The sequence below is a fragment of the Pseudomonadota bacterium genome (assembly GCA_018823285.1).
Classification (GTDB): Bacteria; Desulfobacterota; Desulfobulbia; order Desulfobulbales; family JAGXFP01; genus JAHJIQ01.
On sequence record JAHJIQ010000026.1, the window covers coordinates 25,751 to 49,141 of the forward strand.

Genomic DNA, 23,391 nt, shown 5'->3' on the forward strand with positions numbered 1-23,391 from the left:
ACCTATTAAAAAACCTTTTTCAAGGAATAGTCTGCTTATTTAAGAAAAGGGCAAAGATGTTCTAATCAGTTTCCGGTGACCGGCGGAAAAGGCATACCGGTTGAGATCTTCTATAGATACCCATTTATACTCCGCACCATCATTCTTCCTAGTGCTGGATTCTCCAGACACCTCACAATGGTACCCATATAGAGTCACCCTATAAACGGTATAACTATGCTTAATAATTCCGGTTTTTCCGACAACCCCGACAGTTAATCCGGTTTTTTCATAAAAAGTACGTTTCAGACCACTTATTTTGGCTTCCCCTTTCTCCAGCCTGCCCCCGGGGAATTCCCACAACCCGCCCCACACCTTGCCCTCGGGTCGCTTGCGGATCAGGACTTTCCCGTCGGAGAAAAGAATTCCGGCCACCATGGTGAGCGGAGTGCTTTTCCTGCCGCCACCCTGAACAGGCCTTTCCCCGACGATATTCTTTTCATGCGCAAGGCACAATTCACTGACCGGGCACCGGTCGCATAACGGCTGCTTCGGGGTGCAGATCAAAGCCCCCAGTTCCATCAGGGACTGGTTGAATTCCCGAGCCATTCCAGGAGGAATCAACGCCTCCGCCTGCTGCCAGATAAACCGATGGCTCTCCTTTTCCTTCACCGGCTTTGCCAGGTTGAAAATTCGGGCAAAAACCCGTTCCACGTTGCCGTCGACAATGGGGAACTCCCGATTGAAGGCAAGACTCATGATGGCTCCTGCGGTATAAGGGCCGATGCCCGGCAGCGCCAGCAGCGCCTGGTGCTCCTGCGGCATTCGTCCTTCATGCTCCTGTACGATGATCACTGCCGCTCGGACAAGATTCTTCGCCCTGCTGTAATAGCCGAGCCCTTCCCACAGTTTAAGAATCTCATCCTCAGAGGCCCTGACAATACTCTCAATATCGGGAAATCTCGCGATCCAGCGCTGAAAATACTCCACCACCCGATCCATCCGGGTCTGCTGCAGCATGATCTCCGAGATCCAGATATGGTATGGGAGATAGGTTTTTCGCCAGGGCAGGTCCCGAGCATTTTGCGCAAACCAGTCGAGGAGCTTTTGCTGAAACAGATTTTTATTCATGGAGACCCGATAACAATTTAGGTGAAATCAGAAAATACTATTTCCGGTACTGCGCGTCCCTGCGGCTTACTAGTACCCCAGACAGATTACAACTTTTTACCTGCAGATTTTCACGGTTCTATTATAATAGCCAATGTCTGTTGATACCGGCGATCGGTTTGCGATGCCTTTCCGCCCTTAAATATTCTCTACTGGGACCCGCATGGAAAATGGAAGAATGGGTAATTGTTCATAACAACCGGATCATCAAGCGTTTCAAGATCAATAACGGCCAGAGTCTGGTGATCGGCAGGGGCCCTGAAGCCAACATCGTGATCAACCATAGCGCCATTTCCAGAAAACATTGTTCCCTTGAATTAATGGGCGCGGAATATTTCATTACAGACCATTACAGCCTCAACGGAACCAAGATCAACGGCAATTCGATCACTTCAGCTGTGCAGATCAACAGGAGCGACCTGATCGAACTCGGCAGTTTTATTCTGAAACCCGCCGCATTATTAACCGGCAAAGAAAAAACAAATCCCGTTGCTGCAAGTCCGGACAGTTCCAAAAAAACGCTTCTCGCCAAAGACTTCAGAAAGAAATCCTGACAGACAAGGACCGACTATGGAAGAATGGGTACTCGTTCATAATGACCGGATCGTCAAGCGCTTCAGTATCGAGAACGGCCAGTGTCTGACCATCGGCAGGGACGCGGACGCCGACATCGTGATCAATAACACCGCCATTTCCCGAAAGCACACCTCCCTTGAACTGATGGGAGGTTCCTACTATCTCACGGACCTCTACAGTTTGAACGGGACCAAGGTCAACGGCAAGCAGATCGTCTCATCGGTGCCGATCAGCAAAAACGATCTGATCGAAGTCGGCAAGTTTATTCTGAAACCCGCAGAGTATCTTACCGGCGAAGCTGAAGCAGGTTCGGTTGCCGCAAACCCCGACAGCTTCAACCAGACGATCTACGTGAGCGGTCTCTACAAAAGGAGCCTGCTGAACAAGGAGAAAAAACCGAAGAAATATAACGAGCTTACCGTGCTGGAAGGGAAGGCCTCCCCGGAAACGCTTTCCCTGAAAGGGCGGGGCAGCATCAGGGCCGGCAAAGACATCACCAGCGACCTGATCCTCGCCGGCTGGTTTATCGGCAACCCCCAATTCTTTATTACCCATCGCGGTGACGGCTACTACATCGTTCACAACAAAAGTCTTCTGCACAGAATGACCTCCATCAACGGCAAACCTCTCAAGGGAGAGCGGAAACTGCGCAAGAAAGATATCATTTCAGTGGGAAGCATCCGGATTCAGTTCAACTGACAACCACTCGTTGGAACCGCTGGGAAGAGAACTCTTTTTAAACACAAAATTTTGCCGCTGGGAAATCCTGGTTTTTGCAGCTCACGAAAACTTGCAGAGAGCAGGGTGTAACATCTCTTTTACCGGCAACGCATTTCACTCTGCCGCTTCCGCTTCCGCAAAAACCTCCCTGATCGCAGCGGTAAAGTCGGAGATGATGATCGGCTTGGTAATATATCTCCTGATCCCGATGGCCCGGGCCTTTTCTTCGTTAATGATCTCACTGAAACCGGTGCAGAGGATAATCGGCATTGCCGGGAACAGCTCGATGACCCGCTGGGCCAACTGGGCGCCGGTCATTTCCGGCATGGTCATATCGGTGATCAGCATGTCGAATTTGCCCTGACTCTGTTCCAGTACAGTCAGGGCGGCGAGGCTGCCGGAACATGTCTCCACCCTGTACCCCAGCGATTCAAGAACCTTCTTTTCAAGTTCCAGCACCTGGGTTTCATCATCAACCAGAAGGATCCGCTCATTGCCCCGGAGCAGTTCGGGGGCCACGGGTGGCGCTTCATCTTCCTGCACGGTTGTCTTCGGGAAATAGAGTCTGAATACCGTTCCCTCTCCGGGTTCACTGTAGACCGTGATATGCCCGTTCATGGCTTTCATGATGCCATGGACAACGCTTAAGCCAAGACCGGTCCCCTCTTTTCTGCCTTTGGTGGTAAAATATGGCTCGAAAATCTTCTTCCTAATCTCCGCCGGAATCCCGCACCCGGTATCACTCACTTCAAGGCACACATATCTTCCCGGATCCAGCGTGAGTTCAGCCGGATACTCATTTTTTGCAATTTCCACCTGGGTCAGTTTGATCCCAAGCACTCCCCCTTTCTCACGCATTGCATGATAAGCATTGGTGCAGAGGTTCATGAGAACCTGATGAACCTGCGTCGGATCGCCAAGGATGAACCCGCAATCGTTATTGATCTGCTGCCTGATCTCAATCGTCTTCGGGATTGTTGATCTGAGGAGCTTGATCACTTCCTTGGCAATCGTATTGATGGCCAGGGGCATCAGCTCATGGCCCGCCTGGCGGCTGAAGGTCAGAATCTGCTGCACCAGGTCCCGGGCCCTTTTTGAGGCGTTGATAATCTCGTGAGCAAATTCATGGTTCCGGTCCCCGGGTTGCAGATTCAATTCAATCAGTTCGGCATACCCAAGGATCGGAGTCAGCACATTATTGAAGTCGTGGGCTATCCCTCCGGCGAGGGTGCCGATCGCCTCCATCTTCTGGGCCTGTCTGAGCTGTTCCTCCAGACTCCGTTTTTCTTCTTCAATTTTTCTGCTTTCGGATATGTCGCGCATCACGATGACCGCACCGATGGTCTGAAAGTCATTGTTCATAATCGGTGCTTCCGAGTAGATGATGCTCCTTTTCTCACCAGCTGCGTCCAGCATGATTGCCGGTTCGTTATGCTCTACAATTCTGCCGGAAATCAGGGCCGGCTCCAGCCCGATCCCCCGGGGATCCTCACCGGGCCGGCCTTCAAGTTTTAAAATACTCGAAATTTTCCGGCCCCGGGCCTGCTCCGCAGACCAGCCGGTCAGCCTGACCGCCGCCCGGTTCAGAAGGATGATCCTCTCTTCGGTGTCGGTGGCCACCACCCCTTCACTGATACTGTGCATGGTGGTGTCAAGGCGTTCTCTCTCCGCAACCAGCTCTCTTTCGGTTTTCTCGATCTTCTCGGCGGCATAGTTCAAGGAATCGGCAAGATCCTGCAGTTCTTCCGTGATATAGCGTTCGGTAATCCTCGCTCCTTTTGTGTCACCGAGGACCCTTGCAAACTGCGAAAGGTCAAGAAACGCCTTGATCGGCAGTCTCAGGATATACAGGAAAAGCAGGATCGTCAGCACCAGCCAGAAGAGACCGACCACCAGGGTGTCGTACCAGAAATGGCGGCGCGTGGCCTTGATCTCTTCCAGCGAGAAAACAATCTGCAGATTGGCCAGGTGATTGAAAGCCTTGACCGGTTGGACCACGACCATATTCATGTCGTTGATGAGCAATTCCGGAGCGGTCAATTCCCGGAATTTCACCCCGGATCCTTCGTAAACCAGTTCCGGCGCTTTACCTTTCTCGTGCCTGATATTGCTGATGACCGTCCCCGAAAATTCAACAACGGTTATTGCTTCAATATCAGGTAGTCTCGCCGACTGGAGAAGATAATGATCGATCCCGGCAAAGTCTGCGACAACAAGCCGATTGGCGATGAAGATTGCCAGATTTTCGGCAATCAGCAGCGCGCTCTTTTTCTTCTGCTCCACCATATTTTCCGCATGGTGGTTGCCGATATAGACGCTGTAGGAAATATTGGAGGCCACCAGGATCAGCGAGACAACAAAAATAACCTTCTGATAGAGCTTTCTGGGGAGAAGAGTCAGTTTCATTGCCTTCCCACGGATGTTCAATCGACCATGTACTTTTCAAGCCAGCGGTAATCCCTCTGATAATCCGCAAGGACCAGTGGAGAAGGCATGCGGATTGACTCCAGGAGTTTTTTCCCCTCTTCCTCTCCGGCCATCCTCAACATCGCACCGACAATCGCCTCCCGTGCCGCTTCAGGGGTCCTGGGGTGGGCGGCAATCGGGTGCGGGGCCATGGGCGGGGTTTCATAGATGGTCTTTAATCGGGAGACAACTTCGGACGACTCACGATTCAGTGAAACGTCGAGGGTGCCGCCCGCCTCGGCCTTGCCGAGCAGGACATTCTTATAGACATTCCCCGAACTGCCCGCATAGACGATATGAAAGTCGCCAATTTCCTCCTCGGTGGAGAGGGCCTGGCGGAGAACCACCGAGCAGAGGCTTCTTTCACTGACAAAGGCGATGTTCTGACCTTTCAGTTCCTGAACCGAACTGATCTTTGAGTCAGTGGGCACAAAGATGGCTCCCTTGAAAAACTTTTCACTCCTGACAAGCGGAATATAACCCTGCTGGTTGAATGCCGCCGCCTCCTGGGTTGAATTCAGATAGGCGAAATCGACCAGACCTTCCTTGAGGCTGTTCTCGAACTGGGAAACATGATCATAGACTTTGACCGAAAGCAGCAACCCGGTCTCCTTCGACAGACGGTCGATAAACGGCGCCCACCGTTCATACATTTTCAGGGCGGGCCCCTGGGGGATGAGACCAATGGTATACCCCTTCTCCCCGGCCAGTGGTTGCCCTGGCGTGAAGAGAAAAATTATGGCTCCCATCACGATCAGGGTGACGACAAACTTCCTGCCGAATCGGCTTGCACTTCGCTTCATGCGCTCCTCCTCAAAAATTGCTTTTCTCATTATCCATTGCAATGCTCTCACAAAACCTTCTGCCGTGTCAAGAATCTCATGGGGCATGACACCACCGCCGCCGACTTCGTATCTACTTAATATATTTGACTTATTTTTATTTTTCGGGGATTATCCCATTTTCATGATTGACACCTGGAGAGCAATTTGCAGAAGATATTTACCTTCAATACGGAGCCTGGAACGGGAGTTGCGCCTGATTCCGATGTCCGCTACGCCAACCTGTTCAAACATGAATTGATCGAGCAGGCCTATCGGCATCTTCCGGCGGGGTTATTTGCAAATCTCGGGTTGTCCCTGCTCGTGGTCGCAGGTTTGAGCAGCAAGGTCGCCAGCCAGAAACTGCTCTTGTGGCTGGCGGCAATCTGGGGTCTTTCAATCGTCAGGGCCTTTCTTATCCGCTCATACAACACCTCCTCACCAAGTGAAAAAAGGCAACCGCACTGGGGTGTGATCTTCACGGTCGGGGTGCTCTTCTCGGGATTTTTCTGGGGTGTGTCTCCCTACTATATATTCGCTGCCGACTCTGTCCCGCACCAGACATTCCTGGTCTTTGTTATCGGTGGAATGATTGCCGGGGGCACAACCACCATGGCCTCAATGCAGAAAACCTACCGATCTTTTGTTCTTCTGCTGGGAACTCCGGTCACTGTCAAATTTATTCTGCTCGGCGGTGAGACCCATATCCCGATGGCAATGATGGTTTTGATTTACCTGATCATCTGCATCATCATGTCATCCCATATTCACACCATGTTCATTTCTTCACTGCGGCTCAGACTGGAAAACAGAGAGGTGCAGAAAAAGCTTCTCAAGCAGGAAAGACTTGCTGCCATCGGCAAGCTTGCAGGCAGTGTTGCGCATGATATCAGAAATCCGCTGGGCTCCATCAGAAATTCCATCTATTTTTTGAGTCACACGATTGAAGCGGAAACCGACAGTAAAATTTACAGGCATTTGGGGTTGATGGACCGGGAAATCGACCGGGCAAACACCATCATTTCCGGGTTACTGGATGTCTCGGTCAAGAACGAACCGCTCCTGGAAGAGGATGACCTCAATCTCCTGATCAGAACGCTGGCCGATGATTTTGACATCCCCGAAAACATCACCCTGAAAACCGAACTTGATCCCTCTCTCCCTGTGTTCATGTTTGATCACGGTCAGATCCAGCGGGTGATCCAGAACCTGATCACCAACGCCATCCAGGCCATGCCGGATGGCGGCACACTGCATATTGAATCTTCCCTGCAGAAAGATATTGTCGAGATAACTGTCCGGGACAGCGGCTCCGGCATTGCTCCCGAAAACCTGAATGATATTTTCGAACCCCTTTTTACCACCAGAACCAGAGGCGTCGGTCTTGGCCTGGCCATTGTCAGAACCTTCATCGAAAATCATCAGGGCACCATCACTGTTGCCTCAGAAATCAATCGGGGAACAACGTTTACGATACGTCTGCCCGTGCAAATTGAGCAGAAAAAAATCTGATTGCCACCCCCCCCCCGCCTGTTTAGAGTGAGCCTGCCGAAAAGTCATTGGCAGAAATTGAGCGGGATCAAAAAAAAGCTGATTACCACTGAATTTCAGCTTTTTCGCTGAAGAGCAAGTCAACCATTTGATCTTGCTTGTTTTATTTGAATACAGGTGTGAAGTGGAAATGCCGTTGGGCCATCCTTCGACAGGCTCAGGATGAACGGAATTACTGTTACACCGATCATCCTGAGCCTGTCGAAGGATGAGCTTGTCGAAGAGTCAGTGGCAGAAATTCAGTGGGAATCAGAAAAAAAAATGCCCGGCGCAAACCGGGCATTTTGTTCATCCATAAAAACCGTTTACCACATTACTCAAGAATCGCCTCAAGTCTTTCCAGATCATTAATCACCAGGAAACTGTCTTTGCCGGCGCTGTCTTCAACTTTCATTTTCCAGCCGTTCATCCGGTCCAGATAGATCGTCGGGTCCTGGATGTCCGCCCGTAATTTTGTAACATTCAAAGCCACGACCTTGAAGCCCTGCAGCGGGATCTGGAAATCCCGCTTGTGTCCCTTGGCCAGCTCTTCCTCCATGTCGGAAAAGATCAGGATGATTTTCTTGCCGGCATTGATCTCATTCAACCACTCCACCGCCTGCAGCATTCCGCCCGAAATGTCGGTAAACGGGGCACTTTCAACGGTATTCACAAATTCTTCAATCTTCTGGGCGAAAACTCTTTTCTGATTGGTGGCCACCGAAGGACGGCTGTCGAAGGTAACCTTGTGAATGATGTCTTTTTCACTGAAGCTGCCGGAATCGATCCGGGCAACCGCAAAAGAGTCTGCCGGATTCAGGGAACCGAGCAGATAATTGATGATTCCCTGCGCTTTCTTCAACTCAAGGGTGTAGGTGCCGGAAGTGTCCAGCAGCATATAAACCCCTTTTGTGTAGTTCACTTCTTCCTTTTTGCCGCTGCATCCGGCCAGAACAATAAAGCTTGCGGCAACGATACAACACACAATGGACGAGAGTTTGAGTTTCTTCATTGTGGAACCTTCCTCCAAACTTGAAATGGAATTTTAAAGTAATAATTTATGGTGCATCAAGCTGGTTTTTCTTCGGCTTTCTGGACCACCTTTTTTTCTTTTTTCGCCTTTTCCCCACTCCCCTTGATCTGTGCCTCAATCCACAAGGGAATAAAGATAACCAGGTCGTAGATCCCGACCAGGATTGAACCCATATAGTAGAAGATATTTCCTGAAATCCTCAAGGTAACGGCAAGGGATCGCAAAAGAAACTCGATGAGGTAACCGATTACGGTTCTTGCCGAATGGACAAAAGATTCCAGGGGAATGACTGCAAAAACCAGAATGATCGGCAGGAGAAAGCCGAGACCCATCTGGACAATGGTCGGGATGATGCTTCTTGCCACATTGACCGATTCCCCGCCTTCCACTGCCACCAGCGACTGTTTCAAGGCCTCGTTGTTCGCCGCGATGATGTCCCTCATGAAGGCCAGGGCGGATTCGCCTACCGCGAATATGGCAACGATACTCACCGCCACCCAGGCAACGACTTTGCGTTTTTTATCGTCCATATGACCGATAATCGGGAAAAGTTTGGTGATATGAAGCGATTCCATCAGGGCCATCCCGGCAAAGACCTCAAAGAGGATAAAGACGAGGGCCGCAATCTCATTGACCGGAATCCCGCCGATCCGGCTGGTGCCGCCGACCATCTCGGACATCGGGAGGGCGATGAGATGGTAGTTTACCACAATGCCGCCGATGGCCACCATGATCCAGAAGCTGTCGATGAAAAACTGGGTCATGGATGAAGAGTGGAGCTTGATCAAGGCCTTGTCGGAACCTTTCCGGATTTCCTCATACTGGTCCATTTTACTGTCGATCACTTTGGCGCGATCCTGGAGGCCGGTCATCGTGTCGCTGACTTCGGCCAGGATTTTGGTGAGTTTCCGCCAATGAGGCATCATGCCGCTCAGGATCTTGTGCCGGTTGCTGGTGCTTTTCCAGTAATCATCCATCGCCTGTTTCTGTTGCTTGACAATGGTTTTATGAATGTCGGAGAGAATCTGCCCCACCATTCCGTCACCCGATTTCACAGAAAGCTTGGAGACGGCATCCACCGCATTGATCCAGACCGGCGGAGTCGGAGGCACCTCGGTGCTTTCGCTGTAGTCCTGATCGATTTTCTCAATGTGTTCGGAGAGTTTCCGGTTCAGTACCGGGTACCCTTGCAGGTCACGCTCGACAACGAGCCCGACCCGGTGAAATTCGCGTTCCATTTCCCGATTGACCGCTTCCAGCCCTTCGGCCAGGATGACCTCCCTGTTTCTTGCCGCGACCCTTCCTTCGGCGCGAAGGACCGAATACGATGCCAACCGCATGAAGTTTTTGATCACCCGAAAAATTCCTCTTATGCTCTTGTGGGCCGGGTTCCTGGCGAAGTAGAAAAGAGCCATGATGATGACGAGTAAAACCAGAACAGATACTGCCGGGTTGCCAGGGACAATATTGAAAAGAATTGATGATGACACGGTAACCTCCTCTTGTAAGTTTATTACCGCAGACCTTAACAGCGCAGCACCTGCTGCATTAACAAGAATAAAGGAAGATTATTGCCGCAACAAGACCCTCCTGCCTCACTTCTCCAGTACTATTTATACTGACCGGGGGGTTCCTGTCAAATAATCCGCCCCCGGAACCCTGACATCTTCAATGTATTGCACACCTATTTCACTGCTTTCCAACACTTCTAACGACCGAACATCGCCACGCCCAACACATTGATAATATTAACAATAATGTAAGCAGTGTGACTTATTACCCGATATCTTCCTTGACTTTAAACACCCCTTATTTTTATTATCAAACTTTAGAGGTCACGCAGCTTGATAGACCTCATAAATCACTCGGGAGACGACAATGGACGCAGAAAAAAACGTGCAAAGCAGTTTTTCACGGTTGTTTATTATGTCAGGAATTATTTGCCTGGTATCATTCTTTGTGACCACTTCAGCCACAGCCGCCGATTTCGCGGTAATGGTCAAATCCGGGGCAGTAAATCTCTGGGATGACAAACAGCGGCTTGACGGGGTTCAGCGAGACTTTGATGATTCGGGAAACAAGATTTTCTCGATCGGCTGGGAGATCCGAAACCAAAAAAATGTGGGCCTCGGCATGGAGTACACCAACTTCAAACATGAATTCACACCGCCCGCATCAACCGGAATGACCAGGACCCAGGTCTATCTTTTCACAGCGAAAAAGTACTTTGTGCCACACGAGATGATCCGCCCCTTTTTCGGGATCGGGTTGGGCTGGGGTCACGCCAAATACGACGACGGGATCGGCAATGTCGACCGCGATATGAATGCGGCCCTTCAGGCATCAATGGGAATCGAGTTCCTGTTCGCGGAAAATTTCGGCTTCTACACCGAACTTAAAGGCCTCGCCTCCAACACTGATGGCGAGAGCGAGAACGAATTCGATTTCTCAAGCACCGGCCTCATGGCCGGAGTGAGTTTTGTGTTTTAAAAACCGCAGCCGATGAATTAATAAAGGCCGGGACAAGAAAGCCGTCCCGGCCTTTTATTATCTGAACTATTCTGCAAACGATGCACTGTCGGAAAAATATACTCCTCCACCGGACCCCCAATACTGACCGCCGGATTCACCTGAAAATTCTCATCAAGAACAGCGCTGAAACCCTAGGAGTAGATATTGTCATCCGGTCCTGAGACAAATCGGAGCCCGGATGGGTTTCGGTGGTGTCATTAATCGCAAAGTCATCGGTGGTCCTCGCCATTGTTCCTCCGGCCAGTTGTTGCCAGCCCTTTTGTGTTGGACTGAAAAAACCTAAAGCTTGACATCAGGCCCTGTTTTTTCAGACCATGAGGCATGACCGACACTTCCGAGAATGAGAAAATCGAGATCGACCTGCTCCTGGAGGCGATATTCCGGAAGCACGGCTACGATTTCCGCAACTACAGCAAGGCCCATGTCAGACGCAGGATCGTCCATTTTTTCGCCTCGTCGGGCCTGGACAACCTTTCGGCCATGCAGCACAAGGTCCTCACCGACCCCACTTTTTTCGGTGAACTGCTGAACACCCTCTCCATCAACGTCACCGAAATGTTCCGCGACCCCTCTTTTTTCAAAGCGGTCAGAAGCGAGGTGGCGCCGCTGCTGCTCACCTACCCGTTTATCAGGGTGTGGCATGCCGGATGCGCCACCGGGGAAGAGGTGTACTCCATGGCCATCCTGCTCGCCGAGGAAAATCTCCTCGACCGCGCCCAGATCTACGCCACCGACCTGAGCCTGAAAGCCCTGGAAAAAGCCCGGGAAGGAATCATTCCGGTCAACGAGATCAAGGAGTACACCGGGAACTACCAGAAAGCCGGGGGCAAACATTCTTTTGCCGACTACTACTCGGCAAAGTACGGCCTCACCAAACTGAACAATTCACTCAAAGACAAAATCGTCTTTGCCGATCACAACCTGGTGACCGATTCCGCCTTCGGCGAGATGCACCTGATCGTCTGCCGCAATGTCCTGATCTACTTCAACCGGGATCTGCAGAACAAAATTTTCAAACTGATGCTCGACTCTCTCTGCCCGGGAGGCTTTCTCTGTCTGGGCAGCAAGGAAACCCTGCAGTTTTCTGAGTATGCCGACGCCTTCGAAACAGTTTCGGGGAAAGAAAAAATATACCGGAAAAAGTATCAATGATCCGTGGTCAATACAAGATTGTGGTTATCGGCGTCTCTTTCGGCGGCCTGACCGCCCTGAGCACGCTTCTGAAGCCACTCCCCGCCGCCTTCCCGGTTCCGCTTCTCATCGTCCAGCATACCAGCCCGGATGCCGACGCCTTTTTACCCGCTCACCTGAACAAACTCAGCAGGCTTCAGGTCAAAGAGGCCGAGCCCGGAGAGCTTGCCAGACCAGGCACCGTCTACCTGGCCCCGCCCAATTACCATCTGCTCCTGGAAGACGACCTGAGCCTGTCGCTGTCTGCCGATGAGAGAATCAATTATTCCCGGCCTTCGATCGACGTCCTTTTTGAGAGCGCGGCCCATTCCTGCGGCAAGGAAGTCATCGGCATCATCCTGACCGGGGCCAATAACGACGGCAGCAGGGGCTTGCGGACGATTCAGGTCTGCGGCGGACTGACCATTGTCCAGGACCCGGATTCGGCGGAGGCCGCGATGATGCCCCGCGCAGCCCTTGACGCTTGCCGGGTCGACCATCTGCTGCCGCTGCCTGAAATCGCGCCTTTTCTCATTGGCCTGATTTGCGGAAAAACTTGACTTGTACCCTAGACAATTGAGAAGATTTTACTGTTCCCCCGGAGAGAGCCCATGCCCTGCCATCAGAAACGAAGACCAGCCAACCCGTGTGAGCCGACGAAACAATGAAACTCAATATCCGCAATAAGATCCTGGCCGGTTTTGCCCTGTTGTGCCTGGTCATCGGGATCACCGGCGTGTTGAGTGTCCGCCAGGTCAACACCATCGATCACAGCGCCAACAAGTTCATGATCGAAGAGACGCCGCTGGTGGATGCGATCATGGAGCTGAAATACTGGACATCTCAGGGCCACCTCATCCTGGAGGAGATCCTGAATGGCGACCAGGAAGAAGATATCGGCAATTCCTGGAAGAATTTCGATCAGGCCCTCTGGTATTGCGACGCGATTTTATCCGGCGGGCAGAACGAAGAGGGCCGGTACATCGCCAGCCACTCCCCGCTGGTCAGGAAGAAAATCGAGGAAACCAGACAATACCTGGAAGAATTCATCAGACTTGCCAAGAAGCGTTACAGCTTCCATAGCGGCGGTTCTGCCGCAGGATCCGACGTAGACCAGGCTTTCGATCGCCTCTACGAATCAATCCAGCAGGATCTGGACACCCTGGCTGTCCAGCATCCCGATCTCGGCCTCGCCTTAAACTATCAGAAATTCAGGATTGCCGACACCCACCTGTTCTTCGAGGAATTCCTGGGCGGCGACCGCTCGATCGATCCGGAAGGGATCGTCAAAGAGTTTACCGCCAGCTTCGCGGCGATCACCGGGACCCTGAAAAAAAGAAATATTCCCGCAACCAACCTGGACGGCACCCTGGAAAGGTTCCTCGCTCAGGTGCTGGAGCGGCTCAAAACCCACAGTTCCTATGCCGGGGCGGGCACCGCAATAGACGATGCATTCGACCTTCTGTACCAGAAGGTCGTCGCTTCCTCCGACCAGGCTGAAACCGCGATCCAGCAGTCCATGGCAGAGGAACAGGCCCACGTTGCCGGAACCCTGGCCGCGAGCCGCCTGATCGTTCTGGCCTCATCCATCATCGCCCTGCTGCTGGCCCTCTTCACCGGTCTGCTCCTGGCCCATGATCTTTCGGCGCCGATCGTGATGGTGACCGGTATCTTGCAGAAGATGGCAAAGGGTGAGCTCGACGAAAACATCGAACTCTCCCGCCGGGACGAGGTGGGGGAAATGGCCGAGTCCTGCCAGCAGGTCATCGAAAGCCAGCGCCGGGCCGCCTCTTTTGCCGACCAGGTGGGCGGCGGGAATTATGACACCGAACTGCACCCGAACTCTGCCGGCGACCGCCTTGGTCACGCCCTGGTCAATATGGCTGAACGTCTTGCCGGGATGAGCAGGCAGAACAAAAGACAGATCTGGCTGGTGGAAAGCCAGGCCGGCCTGGTGGAAAAGATCAGGGGAGAGCTTGATCCCGCAGTCATCGCCGAGAAGGTCTGCACGTATCTGGCCGGAACGATCGGAGCCCAGATCGCCTCTTTTTACCTGCTGACCGAAAATCAAGCTCTGCGGCTGACCGGCGACTACGCCTTTCATCTGCGCAAAGGCCTTGCCGATACAATACAAATCGGGCAGGGGCTGGTCGGTGAAGCGGCCCGTTCCGGGAAACTGATCTCGATCACCGATATCCCGGAGGATTACATCCGGGTCAACTCTTCACTCGGCGACTGCCGCCCGGCAAACATCGTCGTTCTGCCCTTTCTCCACGAAGGTGAGGTTCTCGGGGTGATCGAGCTCGGCTCCTGCCATGAATTCTCACTCGACCATCTGGCGCTTCTCGAAAACTGCAGGGAAACCATCGCGATCGCCGTTCACTCCGCCCGGATTCACAGCCGGATCAACGAACTGCTGCAGGAGGGACAGCAGCAGAATGAAGAGCTGCAGACCCAGCAGGAGGAACTCCAGGCCGCCAATGAAGAACTGCGGGAATCCCAGGAGGCCCTGCAGGCGCAGCAGGAGGAACTGCGAGTCTCCAACGAGGAGCTGCAGGAGAAATCGAATTCCCTGGAAAGATCGGAAAAGAGCCTCCAGGCCCAGCAGGAGGAACTGCGGGTGACCAACGAGGAGCTGGAAGAGAAGAACAAGTTCATGGCCCTGAAGCAGGACGAGATCAGGCAGAAAAACGTCGAGCTGGAAGACATCAGGACCCATCTGGAGCTGAAGGCCCGCGAGCTTGAAATCAGCAGCAGATACAAGTCGGAATTCCTCGCCAACATGTCCCATGAACTGCGGACCCCCTTGAACAGCCTGCTCATCCTCTCCCAGGACCTGCTCGCCGATAAAAAGAAGAACCTGAGTGAAGAACAACTGGAATCGCTCACCATTATCTACAAGGGCGGCAACGATCTGCTGGAACTGATCAACGAGATCCTCGATCTGGCGAAGATCGAATCCGGCCGGCTGGACGTGAACCCAGCCGCCGTGCCGTTCGAAGATCTCGCCGCAAACCTCACCGACTGCTTTTCCCACCTGGCCGCCGACAAGAAACTCGATTTTTCGATCCGTATCGCGCCGGAAATGCCCCCGACGATGACCACCGATTTCCAGAAAGTCGTGCAGATCCTGCGCAACCTCTGCGGCAACGCCATCAAGTTCACCCGGAAAGGAGGCGTAAAGGTGGACATCATGATGGCGGACCCGGCCGGCGGTCTCGCGGGGGATTTCGCCGACCGGGAGAACGTGATGCTGTTCAGGGTTGCCGATACCGGAATCGGGGTGGCGAAAGACAAACAGCAGGAGATCTTCGAGGCCTTCCAGCAGGCGGACGGCTCCACCTCGCGGGAGTTCGGCGGCACCGGTCTTGGCCTGTCGATTTCCCGGGAGCTGGCCAAACTGCTTGGCGGGGAAATCACCCTCACCAGCAAGGTCGGCAAGGGTTCGGTGTTCAATCTCTATCTGCCGCTGGAATTCAATCCGGAGAAACCGCAGGCCGCAAACACTGCCCGGCCCGAAGAGAACGAGCTGCCGGAACAAGACCCGGATAAACCCGTCGCCAGGAGCAGGAAAGCCGCTCCCGAAGTGCAGAGTATCGACGATGATCGACAGAATATCAGTGAAAAAGACCGGGTCATGCTGGTCATTGAAGATGATCCGGATTTCGCCGCCATCCTGAAAAGACTCTGCCAGCAGCGTGGGTACCGGTTTCTCCACGCCGGCGGCGGGGTTTCCGGCCTGGTCATGGCCGAGCAGTACCGGCCGGACGGGATCATTCTTGACCTGATTCTTCCGGATATGTCGGGCTGGGACGTGCTCAACACCCTGAAGAAGAACAAAAAAACCCGGCACATTCCGGTCCATATCATCTCCGGAGATCCATCCGCCCAGTCCGGGACCAGCCGCGGCGCCATGGGGGTCCTGCTCAAACCGTCCAGCGCCGAAGATATCGATGCCGCCTTCGGTAGAATCGAAGCGGTCTTTGCCCGGAAAGTCAAAAAACTGCTCATTGTCGAGGATGATGATGTCTTGCGAAAATCGCTCATGAAAATGACCGCCAGCGATACCGTTGCGGTCACGGCGGTGGCCGGCGGCAATGAGGCGCTGGCCGAACTGCGTGGCGGAGAATATGACTGCATGATTCTCGATCTGTCCCTGCCGGACAGGAACGGTTTTGAGGTGTTGCAGGAAATTTCCGCCCTCGATGAAAAACCGCCGGTAATCGTCTACACCGGCAAGGAACTGAGCCAGGAAGAGGAATACACCCTCAAACGTTACGCGAACTCCATTATTCTGAAGACCGCCCGTTCTTCCGAAAGGCTGATGGACGAAGCGGAACTCTTCCTCCACAAGATGAGCGACGACCTCCCGGAGGAAAAGAGGAAGCGGGAGGCAAGCATCAGGAACTACGAGAAGGAACTCCAGGACAAGGAAATCCTCCTCGCCGATGACGACATGCGCAACATGTTCGCCCTCTCGAAGATCCTGAAAGACAGCGGAGTCAAGGTCCACCAGGCGCCGGACGGCAAAAAGGCCCTGGAGATCCTGGGCCGGGAAAAGAATATCAGCCTGGTCATCATGGACATCATGATGCCGGTCATGGATGGCTACGAGGCGATCGGCAGGATCAGGAAGATGAAGGACTATGCCAAGGTCCCGATCATCGCCCTGACTGCCAAGGCAATGCCCGCCGACCGGAACCGATGTATCGAAGCGGGCGCTTCCGACTATCTTGCCAAACCGGTGGAAATAGAAAAGCTGCTCTCCCTGATCCGGGTGTGGATATGAGCAATCGGCCGAAAATCCTTCTGGTTGACGACAAACCGGAAAACCTGGTCGCCCTGGAAAAAGTGCTCTCCGGCCTCGCGGCGGATTTTGTCCGGGCAGCCTCGGGCAATGAAGCGCTGACCCTGCTTCTGGACCAGGAGTACGCCCTGGCCCTGGTGGACATCCAGATGCCGGGCATGGACGGCTTTGAAATGGTTGAGCTGATGCGCCAGCAGGAAAAACTCCTGTACCTGCCGGTGATCTTCGTTTCGGCCATCTACCGCGAGGAATCCCACCTGATCAAGGGCATTGAGAGCGGGGCGGTTGACTTCATCGTCAAACCCATCGTGCCGCAGATCCTGATCGGCAAGGTCAAGGTCTTCCTCGATCTCTATCTGCAGCGGAAAAAACTCGAACAGTACAGCCGGGAACTTAAGAAAAGAGAGGAAGTGTTCAAGGTGCTGGCCACCAGCCCCGCCGGGATGACGGATGAGGATATCTTTGTCAATATTCTCAAGGCGTGTCAGACTGTTTTCCAGATTGAATATGTCCTGATCGGTAAAATTGTTGCCCATGAAAAAGTTGATGTCTGCGCCATGCTGACCGATGGGGAAATCCGCAAAGATATCGCGTGGTATAATCTCGCCGGAACACCCTGCCAAGATGTTGCAAACAAAGGTTTCTGCTTTTTCCCTGAAGGAGTTGCCGATCTTTTTCCCACCGACAGATATCTTGTGGAAAACCGGATCGAGAGTTATCTGGGCGCCCCTGTCCGGTTACGCGAAGGCGAGACCGTAGGCATCCTGGTCGCTTTTTCCCGGAAAAAGATCGTGGTTCAGGATTTCACCAGGGAAATCATGGACATTCTCGCCCGGCGAGTGGCCATGGTCATTGAATGGCAACATTCCGACAAGGAGCGCCAGGACCTGCAGTTTCAGTTGCAGCAGGCCCAGAAGATGGAGGCCATCGGCACCCTGGCAGGCGGCATTGCCCACGACTTCAACAACATCCTCACCGCGATCATCGGTTATTCTGAACTGGCCCGTCTGGAAACGCCTGCAGAGGACAAAATATCCGATTATCTGGCTGAAGTATTGAAAGCCGGACTGAGAGCCAAGGAGCTCGTGACCCAGATTCTGGCCTTCAGCCGCCAGTCGCATTCCAACCGTCAACCCCTCGATATCAAGCCCATTCTGAAAGAATCCCTGAAGCTGATTCGCGCGACCATCCCCACCACCATCCGGATCGATCAGGACCTCAGCGAAAGCTGCGGCTGTGTGCAGGCAGATCCCACCCAGATCCACCAGGTGATCATGAACCTCTGCACCAACGCCCATCACGCAATGCGTGACCGGAGTGGCGTCCTGTCGATCTCCCTGCACAAGGTTGAAATCCATAAGGAAGATGCAAAGGTCCTTGGTTACAAGATGACTCCCGGGCGCTACCTGAAACTGCAAATAAGCGACACCGGCTGCGGGATGAAAAAAGAGGTGATCGACAGAATATTCGAACCATATTTCACCACCAAGGAAGAAGGGAAAGGCACGGGGATGGGTCTGGCGGTGGTGCATGGGATCGTCAAGGCCCACCATGGCCATATCAGTGTTTACAGCGAACCGGGGAAGGGCTCGACCTTCTCCATCTATCTGCCGGAAATTGAAACCGCAGCCTCTCCGGTCTGCCCGGCAATTGAGACCCCGATGGCCATTCCCAGAGGCACCGAGAGGTTGCTGGTGGTAGACGACGAACCCCAGATAACTTCAATGATCAGGAAAATGCTTGCGAACTTCGGATATCGGGTCACGACTTTTCCCGGAAGCACTGCCGCCCTGCAGGCCTTTCTCGCCGCACCGGATTCCTTTGATCTGGTCATCACCGATATGACGATGCCTGAAATGACCGGCCTCGAGCTGGCCGTGAAAATGCTCGCAGCCCGCCGGGACATCCCGATCATCCTCTGCAGCGGGCACGGCGGGCCGGCCATTGAAAAAGAAGTCCGGGAGGCGGGGATCAGCACATACCTGACCAAACCCCTGGTCCTCAGAGAACTGGCCCAGGCGGTCAGGAAAGAGCTGGATCAAAAAGAGTAATCATCTCCAATAGCCTTCTCCCCCCTTTCTCCCGCATCACCTGATCCACTGGCGTGATGATTTTTCTCTGTTATAATACCTGCCTCATACATGCGACCAGGCTTATCTTCCGTAAACTTTCACCCGAGGCGTTGCGTGGATACAATCACCAATATTTTTCATCACCTCAATAGCATAGTCTGGGGATACCCGATGCTGATCCTGATCGTCGGAGTCGGTGCTTTCCTGATGGCGGGGCTCGCCTTCATGCCGATCCGGAAACTGGCCTACGGTTTCAGAATGCTCTTTAAAGGACGGGAGGAAACCGGAGAAGAGGGAGAGATCAGCCCCTTTAACGCCCTGATGACCGCCCTTTCCGCCACCATCGGCACCGGAAATATTGCCGGTGTTGCCACGGCTGTTTCGGTGGGTGGTCCCGGGGCGATCTTCTGGATGTGGATCACGGCAATTGTCGGCCTTGCCACCAAGTATGCCGAAGCGGTCTGCGCGGTGAAATTTCGTGAAGTTGACGCCAACGGCGATCACGTCGGCGGCCCGATGTATTTTATCAGGAACGGGCTTGGCGAAAAATGGGCCTGGCTCGGCTTTCTTTTCGCCCTGTTCGGTTCAATCGCCGCCTTCGGGATCGGCAACATGGTCCAGTCCAACTCCATCGCCGATGCCCTGCAGAGCAGCTATAATATTCCGAAAATGGCTACCGGGGTGGTCCTCGCGGTTCTCGTCGGCGCGGTCATCCTAGGCGGAATTAAACGTATTGCCAGCGTCGCCGGCAAGCTGGTCCCCTTCATGGCCATTCTTTATACGCTCGGCGGCCTGATCATTATCGTCATGAATATCGGCCAGATTCCGGCTGCCTTCGGCGAGATCTTCTCCCAGGCCTTCACCGGTACCGCTGCTGCCGGAGGTTTTCTCGGCATGGTCATCAAGGGTGTCGCCCGGGGGGTTTTCTCCAATGAAGCAGGGCTCGGCAGCGCACCGATCGCCCATGCCGCAGCAAAGACCACCGATCCGGTGCGCCAGGGATCAATCGCCATGCTGGGCACCTTCATCGACACCATCATCGTCTGTTCCATTACCGGCCTCGTCATCGTGATCAGTGGCCTCTGGACCAACGGAACCAGTGGCGCGGCCCTCACCTCCAAAGCCTTTGAAATGGGTTTGCCTCATCTCGGCAGTCACGGGGTTTCTTTGGGCATCACCCTCTTTGCCTTCACCACCATGCTGGGCTGGGCCTTTTACGGAGAGAAATGCCTGGAGTATCTTTTCGGCACCAGAGTCATCAAGCCATACCGGGTTCTGTGGGTCATTGCGGTATTCACCGGGACCGTCCTGAAACTCAATTTTGTCTGGCTCCTGGCCGACACCCTGAATGCTTTAATGGCCATCCCCAACCTGATCGGCCTCCTGTTACTGAGCCCGATAGTCTTCAAAATCACAAAAGAGTATAAATTCAATAATTCTAGATAGTTAATCAGAAAAGGCCCGGAAATTCCGTATGAACATCCAAAGCGATAAATTTATGCCCCCTTGCGGGGTGCAATCCCCGCAGCTCGAGGGAGCGACTGTAAGGAGACTCCGAGTCTCACATAGTTCGCTATCTGCTGTGGGGTTAGTGAGCGAATCTGATGAAAACAACCTTCCATACGGAGATTCCCTGTGGCTCGAAGTCTGGCGCTTATCTGCCGCGAGGAGTTTCAAAAAACACCTGATTGTTTTCCATAAACTTTCCTGGCTGATCTTGCTGCTGATTCTTGTAAGTGCATGCAGCCAAGGTCGCCGGCTTGCCGATTTCAGCAGCGACGGCTGCTCCCTCTTCCCCGACCGGAACCTGATCACTAAAGCGGACTGGTGCGAATGCTGTTTCGAGCATGATACTTCCTACTGGAAAGGGGGCAGCAAACAAGAACGGGAAGAGGCCGACCGGAAACTGCAGAGCTGTATTCTGGAGAAAACCGGCGACCCCATTCTGGCCGACACCGTTTATAACGGGGTCAGATTCGGCGGCAGCCCCTATTTTTACAACTGGTACCGCTGGGGTTACGGCTGGGATTACGGCAGGGGGTACAAGCCCCTTTCCCCTGAAGAGCAGGAAGAAGCACAAATCAAACTGGAGACTTATTTCAAGACCAATAAAGACGATACCTGCAGATAAACATAGCCGCCCGCCGGTTATCTCCGAACAAGACGGGCGGGATCATATCCCTGACTTATCAGCCCTTCGCTGATCTTTCCATACAGGTCCTCCGACATTTCCGGAGTGCGGGAAAGAATCCACAAATACTTACGGTCGGGATGACCGACCACCGCATATTCATAATTGTCGCCCAGATCAATGATCCAGTAGTCTCCGGAAAACGGCCAGAAGAAGGTGACCTTAAGCCGGGCATTGGTACTCTGGTCAACAATCCGCGCCTTGCCTTTGACCGAACGCAGAACATGCTGATAATCATGATCATAACACTCATTGAGCACTTCGATCTTTCCGGATGGCAGCAGCGAATAGGTGGCCTTGCTGGCCGGGCAATCTTGCTGAAAGCGGTTGGGATAGCGGGCTATTTCATACCATTCACCGAGGTATCGTTCCAGATCAACCTTTTCAACAGTCTGCAGGGGTTCAATGGAAGTATCTTTCATGGGAATACACGCTGTCAGGAGTGAGACCATTAATAAAATAAAAACACATACCACGCGCATGGACGATCACCTTTTCAATTCAATCTTGGCACAAGAAAAAAAATATCACCATTTTAAATGGCCAAGCATGTCTTACGAGGATATTACCTGCAAAAGTTTCTTTCTGGCTGACTTTTTTTCCAAATGACCTTTTTTGTTGAGATATACTGTCCAGGAACATAGAGTCTATCATATTGAGCCCTTACTCAAACAATTATCCAAAAGGGAAAAAATGAGAAAAACATCTGGATATTTGCTCCTGCTTCCTCTCTTTCTTTTCATCAACGGTTGTGCCATGAAATGGAGCCCCGCCTTTCATGAACAAGATGTTGATCGACCCACCGCCCTTTCAGTCCAGTTATCTGAAGAGGCACAGAGTGTATTGGAAAAAGCCGATGACGAAACATCTTTAAGGACATCAATCAAGGCCTTTGAAAAAATAGTAGAGGAAAATTCGGGAGATTATGATGCTCTCAAAATGCTAAGCACTCAAACCATTCTTTTGGGTACTGCCTATACCGAAGGTCGCCGGCAAAAATCTGACCTCTTTCGCCAGGCGATGGTCTATGCCGAAAAGGCAATGTATACAAATAGTGATTTTAGAGCCCTGATTAACGAAGGGAAAAAACCATGGGAAGCAATCGGCCCACTTACCGCCAGAGAAGCCGAGGCGATGTTTTTCTGGGTCACGGCATTGCAATACGAATTCAAGGAAGGCATGTCTTTACCGGGGAAAATAGTCAATCTTGAATGGCTGCACAGGGCATTGGTGGTCCTGGATCATCTTGAACAGGTGGCCCCGGAATTCGGTAATGGAGGTGTAGAATTTGCCAAAGTAATCTGTTATTACGCTCTTCCAAAATTCAAGGGCGGATCGAAAAGCAAAGGAGATTACTACATGAATATGGCTGTGCAGAAGGGAGAGAAAAGGCTTCTCTCCAGGTGGGCTCGTGGCAAGTATTATTATCCTATTCTTGGCGAAGAAGAAAAGGCCAGAGAAGATCTTGAATGGGTCGCCCGTCAGGAAATAGATAAGTTCGAGGATCTTTATCCCTGGCGGGTACATTTCCAGGAAGATGCACAACTGCTCCTGAAGTAACATGATGACCAGTAGATACCTGCTCATAGCAACCTTGCTTCTGGCCCTTATTTCAGGCGGCTGTACCTCCCTTGAGGTCCCGATTCCGGTTCTTGAGTATGGCAAAATGGATGCTGTAGATCATCAGAACCTCCTGATACTTTTAAGGGGGCGAGGCGGCAGCCACCAGGATTTCGAAAAACAGGGAATTATCGAGGAAGTCAGAAAAAGAGGGATCCCTTTTGATGTTGTGGTTCCGGATGCCCATTTCGGCTATTACAAAGCAGAAATCCTGGAGGAAAGATTAAAAGAAGACATTATCGACCCGGCCAGAGCAAAAGGATACCGAAATATCTGGCTGGCAGGTTTCTCAATGGGAGGAGTTGGCAGCCTTTTTCATATCCGCCGGTACAAAAATGATGTGGAAGGTGTAATCCTGATAAGCCCTTTTCTGGGTTGGAATCACATTCTTTCGGAGATCAAAGAAGCCGGTGGATTGACCGACTGGACCGTCCCTTCAGACCGTGAAAATGACTGGCAATATCTCATATGGAGCTGGATAAAAGAATATGAGACTGAAAGAGAAAGATACCCTGAGATCTATCTCGGTTTCGGTGAAGATGATTTGATGACAGGCAGTGGCCCCGAACTCTTTTCCCATAGCCTAAAGGAGGGGAATTATTTTTCTATCCCCGGAAATCACAATTACAAAACATTCAAAGAGATATGGCAACAGCATATGATAAGACTTGAAGAGAAACTCAAGACTTTGGAATAAATATGCT

General features: G+C 52.5%; 18 protein-coding genes. 12 read left to right on the plus strand and 6 right to left on the minus strand.

The genetic code is table 11. The features are described from left to right. Positions 1 to 39 precede the first annotated feature (39 nt). The gene (mutY, locus tag KKG35_07140) at positions 40 to 1,110 is read right to left on the minus strand and encodes an A/G-specific adenine glycosylase (GenBank protein MBU1737902.1); all 1,071 of its coding nucleotides are present in this window, start codon (positions 1,108 to 1,110) and stop codon (positions 40 to 42) included. Between the two features lie 209 nt (positions 1,111 to 1,319). On the opposite strand from mutY, the gene KKG35_07145 reads away from it, so the two are divergent. Together KKG35_07145 and KKG35_07150 are read left to right on the plus strand one after the other, a co-directional pair. After that, entirely contained in the window at positions 1,320 to 1,703 is a 384-nt protein-coding gene (locus KKG35_07145) for an FHA domain-containing protein (protein MBU1737903.1), read from the plus strand. A 16-nt stretch (positions 1,704 to 1,719) separates the two neighbouring features. After that, the gene (locus tag KKG35_07150; protein MBU1737904.1) at positions 1,720 to 2,424 is read left to right on the plus strand and encodes an FHA domain-containing protein; all 705 of its coding nucleotides are present in this window, start codon (positions 1,720 to 1,722) and stop codon (positions 2,422 to 2,424) included. Positions 2,425 to 2,559: 135 nt separating this feature from the next. Here the strand turns inward: KKG35_07150 and KKG35_07155 are convergent, their stop codons facing one another. Continuing rightward, a complete protein-coding gene (locus KKG35_07155) occupies positions 2,560 to 4,851 on the minus strand; it encodes a response regulator (GenBank protein ID MBU1737905.1) in 2,292 nt (763 codons plus the stop codon). 17 nt (positions 4,852 to 4,868) lie between these two features. Next, a complete protein-coding gene (locus KKG35_07160) occupies positions 4,869 to 5,714 on the minus strand; it encodes a phosphate/phosphite/phosphonate ABC transporter substrate-binding protein (GenBank protein ID MBU1737906.1) in 846 nt (281 codons plus the stop codon). A gap of 186 nt (positions 5,715 to 5,900) precedes the next feature. Here KKG35_07160 and KKG35_07165 point away from each other — a divergent pair, with 186 nt between their 5' ends. Continuing rightward, positions 5,901 to 7,244 carry a hypothetical protein gene (locus KKG35_07165; protein ID MBU1737907.1) on the plus strand — a complete coding sequence of 448 codons (1,344 nt, stop codon included), beginning with the start codon at positions 5,901 to 5,903 and terminating at the stop codon, positions 7,242 to 7,244. Positions 7,245 to 7,596: 352 nt separating this feature from the next. Here the strand turns inward: KKG35_07165 and KKG35_07170 are convergent, their stop codons facing one another. Both KKG35_07170 and KKG35_07175 read right to left on the minus strand, forming a co-directional pair. Continuing rightward, complete coding sequence (locus KKG35_07170) at positions 7,597 to 8,274, minus strand: VWA domain-containing protein (GenBank protein ID MBU1737908.1); 678 nt, start codon at positions 8,272 to 8,274, stop codon at positions 7,597 to 7,599. Positions 8,275 to 8,330: 56 nt separating this feature from the next. Beyond that, positions 8,331 to 9,785 (minus strand): hypothetical protein, encoded by a 1,455-nt coding sequence (locus KKG35_07175; protein ID MBU1737909.1) that lies wholly within the window; start codon positions 9,783 to 9,785, stop codon positions 8,331 to 8,333. A 436-nt stretch (positions 9,786 to 10,221) separates the two neighbouring features. Here KKG35_07175 and KKG35_07180 point away from each other — a divergent pair, with 436 nt between their 5' ends. The 7 genes from KKG35_07180 to KKG35_07210 all read left to right on the plus strand — a co-directional run bounded on the left by KKG35_07180 (position 10,222) and on the right by KKG35_07210 (position 21,007). Next, complete coding sequence (locus KKG35_07180; protein ID MBU1737910.1) at positions 10,222 to 10,785, plus strand: porin family protein; 564 nt, start codon at positions 10,222 to 10,224, stop codon at positions 10,783 to 10,785. Between the two features lie 363 nt (positions 10,786 to 11,148). Further along, a complete protein-coding gene (locus KKG35_07185) occupies positions 11,149 to 11,979 on the plus strand; it encodes a protein-glutamate O-methyltransferase CheR (protein MBU1737911.1) in 831 nt (276 codons plus the stop codon). Continuing rightward, the gene (locus KKG35_07190; GenBank protein ID MBU1737912.1) at positions 11,976 to 12,557 is read left to right on the plus strand and encodes a chemotaxis protein CheB; all 582 of its coding nucleotides are present in this window, start codon (positions 11,976 to 11,978) and stop codon (positions 12,555 to 12,557) included. Before KKG35_07185 ends, KKG35_07190 begins: the two co-directional genes overlap by 4 nt. Before the next feature lie 104 nt (positions 12,558 to 12,661). Beyond that, positions 12,662 to 16,786, plus strand: a complete 4,125-nt coding sequence (locus KKG35_07195; GenBank protein ID MBU1737913.1) for a response regulator — start codon at positions 12,662 to 12,664, stop codon at positions 16,784 to 16,786. Continuing rightward, entirely contained in the window at positions 16,783 to 18,855 is a 2,073-nt protein-coding gene (locus KKG35_07200) for a response regulator (GenBank protein ID MBU1737914.1), read from the plus strand. The genes KKG35_07195 and KKG35_07200 overlap by 4 nt, the downstream gene beginning before the upstream one ends. A 135-nt stretch (positions 18,856 to 18,990) precedes the next feature. Next, positions 18,991 to 20,322 (plus strand): sodium:alanine symporter family protein, encoded by a 1,332-nt coding sequence (locus KKG35_07205; GenBank protein MBU1737915.1) that lies wholly within the window; start codon positions 18,991 to 18,993, stop codon positions 20,320 to 20,322. Positions 20,323 to 20,467: 145 nt separating this feature from the next. Then, positions 20,468 to 21,007: a hypothetical protein gene (locus KKG35_07210; GenBank protein ID MBU1737916.1), complete on the plus strand. Its 540-nt coding sequence runs from the start codon at positions 20,468 to 20,470 to the stop codon at positions 21,005 to 21,007. Positions 21,008 to 21,024: 17 nt separating this feature from the next. Here the strand turns inward: KKG35_07210 and KKG35_07215 are convergent, their stop codons facing one another. After that, a complete protein-coding gene (locus KKG35_07215) occupies positions 21,025 to 21,549 on the minus strand; it encodes a lipocalin family protein (protein ID MBU1737917.1) in 525 nt (174 codons plus the stop codon). A 361-nt stretch (positions 21,550 to 21,910) separates the two neighbouring features. Here KKG35_07215 and KKG35_07220 point away from each other — a divergent pair, with 361 nt between their 5' ends. After that, positions 21,911 to 22,627, plus strand: a complete 717-nt coding sequence (locus tag KKG35_07220) for a hypothetical protein (GenBank protein MBU1737918.1) — start codon at positions 21,911 to 21,913, stop codon at positions 22,625 to 22,627. A gap of 1 nt (position 22,628) precedes the next feature. Beyond that, positions 22,629 to 23,384, plus strand: coding sequence for an alpha/beta hydrolase (locus KKG35_07225; GenBank protein MBU1737919.1), 756 nt, complete (start codon positions 22,629 to 22,631; stop codon positions 23,382 to 23,384). Positions 23,385 to 23,391 lie beyond the last annotated feature (7 nt).